Here is a 3,231-nt window from a genome sequence, read left to right on the forward strand (position 1 = left end):
CCTCAAGGGCTGCCTGTTCACGCTCGTCATCCTCTTCGTGGCGAGCTGGCTGGTCTGGGAGTTCAGCCCGCTCCAGGACTGGATCGGCACGTCCAAGGGGTACTGGGAGCAGGTCACGGACTGGTACGACACGGTCAGCGGCTGGATCGGGAAGGTCGGCGGCAAGTAGCCGGCAGGCGTCGGCGGGCAGCCGAGCGGTCGCCGGGGCGGCCATCCCCACCCTGCTCTGGGGATTTGTCGACACCCGCAGAGTGATTTCTGCTCCCGGAGTGAAGGCTGGCGGCAAGGCCGCGTAGTTTTGTCGCCAACACGCATCCGTAGGAGCAGTCTTGACGCGCAAGATCGGCAGCCGGTACACCGCCCACCAGATCCTGGGCCGTGGCAGTGCCGGCACGGTGTGGCTCGGCGAGGGGCCCGAGGGCCCCGTCGCCATCAAGCTGCTGCGCGAGGACCTGGCCTCCGACCAGGAACTCGTCGGCCGCTTCGTCCAGGAGCGCACCGCCCTGCTCAGCCTCGACCACGCGCGCGTGGTGGGCGTCCACGACCTGGTGGTCGACGGCAACGACCTGGCCCTCGTCATGGACCTCGTACGCGGCACGGACCTGCGCACCCGCCTCGACCGCGAGCGGCGCATGGCCCCCGAGGCCGCCGTCGCCATCGTCGCGGACGTCGCCGACGGCCTCGCCGCCGCGCACGCCGCGGGCATCGTGCACCGCGACGTCAAGCCCGAGAACGTCCTCCTGGACATGCAGGGCCCCCTCGGACCCGGCGGCGCGCACCCCGCGCTCCTCACCGACTTCGGCGTCGCCAAGCTGATCGACTCGCCGCGCAGGACCCGCGCCACGAAGATCATCGGCACCCCCGACTACCTCGCCCCCGAGATCATCGAGGGCCTGCCGCCGCGCGCCGCCGTCGACATCTACGCCCTCGCCACGGTCCTCTACGAGCTCCTCGCGGGCTTCACCCCCTTCGGCGGCGGCCACCCCGGGGCGATCCTGCGACGCCACGTCACCGAGACGGTGGTGCCCCTGCCGGGCATCCCCGAGGAGCTCTGGCAGCTCCTCGTCCAGTGCCTCGCCAAGGCCCCCGCCTCGCGGCTGCGCGCCTCCGAGCTGGCCGCGCGCCTGCGGGAGCTGCTGCCGCTGGTCGCGGGGATGCCGCCGCTGGACGTCGACGAGCCGGACACGGAGCCCGCACCGGCCGAGGAGGCCTACGAGGAGTCCGCCCCCGAGCCGCGCGAGGCCGCTCCCCGGCGGGGCGCCGTGCCGCTGGTGCCGGGGGCGGCCCCCGCCGACTCCAACCGCGACACGCACACCTCCATGCGGGTGCCCGGCCCCGACGAGCTGGCGGGCGGCGCCCGGGGCACGGCGCGCGCCCCTCGGGCCTCCGGTGCCGCGCGCCCCGGCTCCGCCAAGCACCGGTCCTCGGCGCGCCGCCGCCGGATCACGCTCGGCGTGGCGGGGGCGGTCATCGTCGCGGCGGCGGGCGTCGGCACCTGGGCCGCCACGTCCGAGGAGGAGCCCACGCCCCCGGACACGAGCACGTCGGCGCCGCCGGCCCCGTAGCCGCGCACGCACCACCCCGGAAGGAACAGGTTGCCGCAGCCGTTAGGCTGGAGTCGTGGCAGTCGTCGATGTATCCGAAGAGCTCAAGTCCCTCTCCTCGACCATGGAGTCGATCGAGGCCGTCCTGGACCTCGACACGCTGAGGGCCGATATCGCCGTGCTCGAGGAGCAGGCGGCCGCCCCGTCCCTCTGGGACGACCCCGAGGCGGCGCAGAAGATCACCAGCAAGCTGAGCCACCTCCAGGCGGAGGTCAGGAAGGCCGAGGCGCTCCGTGGGCGCATCGACGACCTCGGCGTGCTGTTCGAGATGGCCGAGGAGGAGGACGACCCGGACACCCGCGCCGAGGCCGAGTCCGAGCTCACGGCCGTCAAGAAGGCGCTGGACGAGATGGAGGTCAGGACCCTCCTCTCCGGCGAGTACGACTCCCGTGAGGCCGTCGTCACCATCCGCGCGGAGGCCGGCGGCGTCGACGCCTCCGACTTCGCCGAGAAGCTCCAGCGCATGTACCTGCGCTGGGCCGAGCGCCACGGCTACAAGACGGAGCTGTACGAGACCTCGTACGCGGAAGAGGCCGGCATCAAGTCGACCACCTTCGCCGTCCAGGCCCCGTACGCCTACGGCACGCTCTCCGTGGAGCAGGGCACCCACCGCCTGGTGCGGATCTCGCCCTTCGACAACCAGGGCCGCCGCCAGACCTCCTTCGCGGGCGTCGAGATCCTCCCCGTGGTGGAGCAGACCGACCACATCGAGATCGACGAGAGCGAGCTGCGCGTCGATGTGTACCGCTCCTCGGGCCCCGGCGGCCAGGGCGTCAACACCACCGACTCCGCGGTCCGGCTGACCCACCTGCCGACCGGCATCGTCGTCTCCTGCCAGAACGAGCGCTCGCAGATCCAGAACAAGGCGACCGCGATGAACGTCCTCCAGGCGAAGCTCCTTGAGCGCCGCCGCCAGGAGGAGCAGGAGAAGATGAACGCCCTCAAGGGCGACGGCGGCAACTCCTGGGGCAACCAGATGCGTTCGTACGTCCTGCACCCGTACCAGATGGTCAAGGACCTCCGTACGGAGTTCGAGGTCGGCAACCCCGAGTCCGTCTTCAATGGCGAGATCGACGGTTTCCTCGAAGCCGGAATTCGCTGGCGCAAGCAGCAGGAGAAGTAAATAAGGCCGCGAGCGGCTTTATCGACAAGGCAACTGTCGCCGTAAAGGCGGCAGTTGCCTTTTGCGTCACAGTCACATCTCCGTACGACGGTCATCTGCCGCGATATCGGACATCGCGCCCGCAACGACCTTGACGCTGCTGTGAAAAGTGGAAAGGCTAGCGCGCGGCATGCGTATTTCTGGGGCGCGTGGGATCTGTGGGGGCCGGTCGCGAGTCGACCGAGAGCCCCGGAGGTCGCCGCCCCGGACGCTGCCTCACTGACGATTCAGCTACTGGGGGTAGCAGCCAGATGACGAAGAAGACGCGCATCCGTGTCGCGCGGATAGCCGCCGGCGCGGTGATCGCCGCCGGTGCCTCGCTGACCGCCGCGGGTGCCGCCTCGGCTCTCGACGTCGGCGTCGACCTCGGCGGTGTGGGCGCGGGCGCCCACGCGGACGAGAGCGGCGTCGGTGTGGACGTGGACCTGAAGCCGGATGTGGACCCGACGCCGCTCTCGTCCGCGT

At 71.1% G+C, this 3,231-nt stretch carries 3 protein-coding genes and 1 pseudogene; all 4 read left to right on the forward strand.

Going from position 1 to position 3,231, the window contains the following annotated elements; translation table 11 throughout:
* Positions 1-169 (forward strand): serine/threonine protein kinase (locus tag AB8Z36_RS34080; RefSeq protein WP_369217261.1); only part of this gene is annotated, 169 nt, incomplete at its 5' end.
* A gap of 160 nt (positions 170-329) precedes the next feature.
* Positions 330-1,565, forward strand: coding sequence for a serine/threonine-protein kinase (locus AB8Z36_RS34085; RefSeq protein ID WP_369217259.1), 1,236 nt, complete (start codon positions 330-332; stop codon positions 1,563-1,565).
* Between the two features lie 55 nt (positions 1,566-1,620).
* Positions 1,621-2,727, forward strand: a complete 1,107-nt coding sequence (prfB, locus tag AB8Z36_RS34090) for a peptide chain release factor 2 (protein WP_369217260.1) — start codon at positions 1,621-1,623, stop codon at positions 2,725-2,727.
* Between the two features lie 290 nt (positions 2,728-3,017).
* A pseudogene (locus AB8Z36_RS34095) lies at positions 3,018-3,231 on the forward strand (hypothetical protein); the annotation flags it as partial.

The sequence above is a fragment of the Streptomyces flavofungini genome (assembly GCF_041028215.1).
Lineage (GTDB): Bacteria > Actinomycetota > Actinomycetes > Streptomycetales > Streptomycetaceae > Streptomyces > Streptomyces flavofungini_B.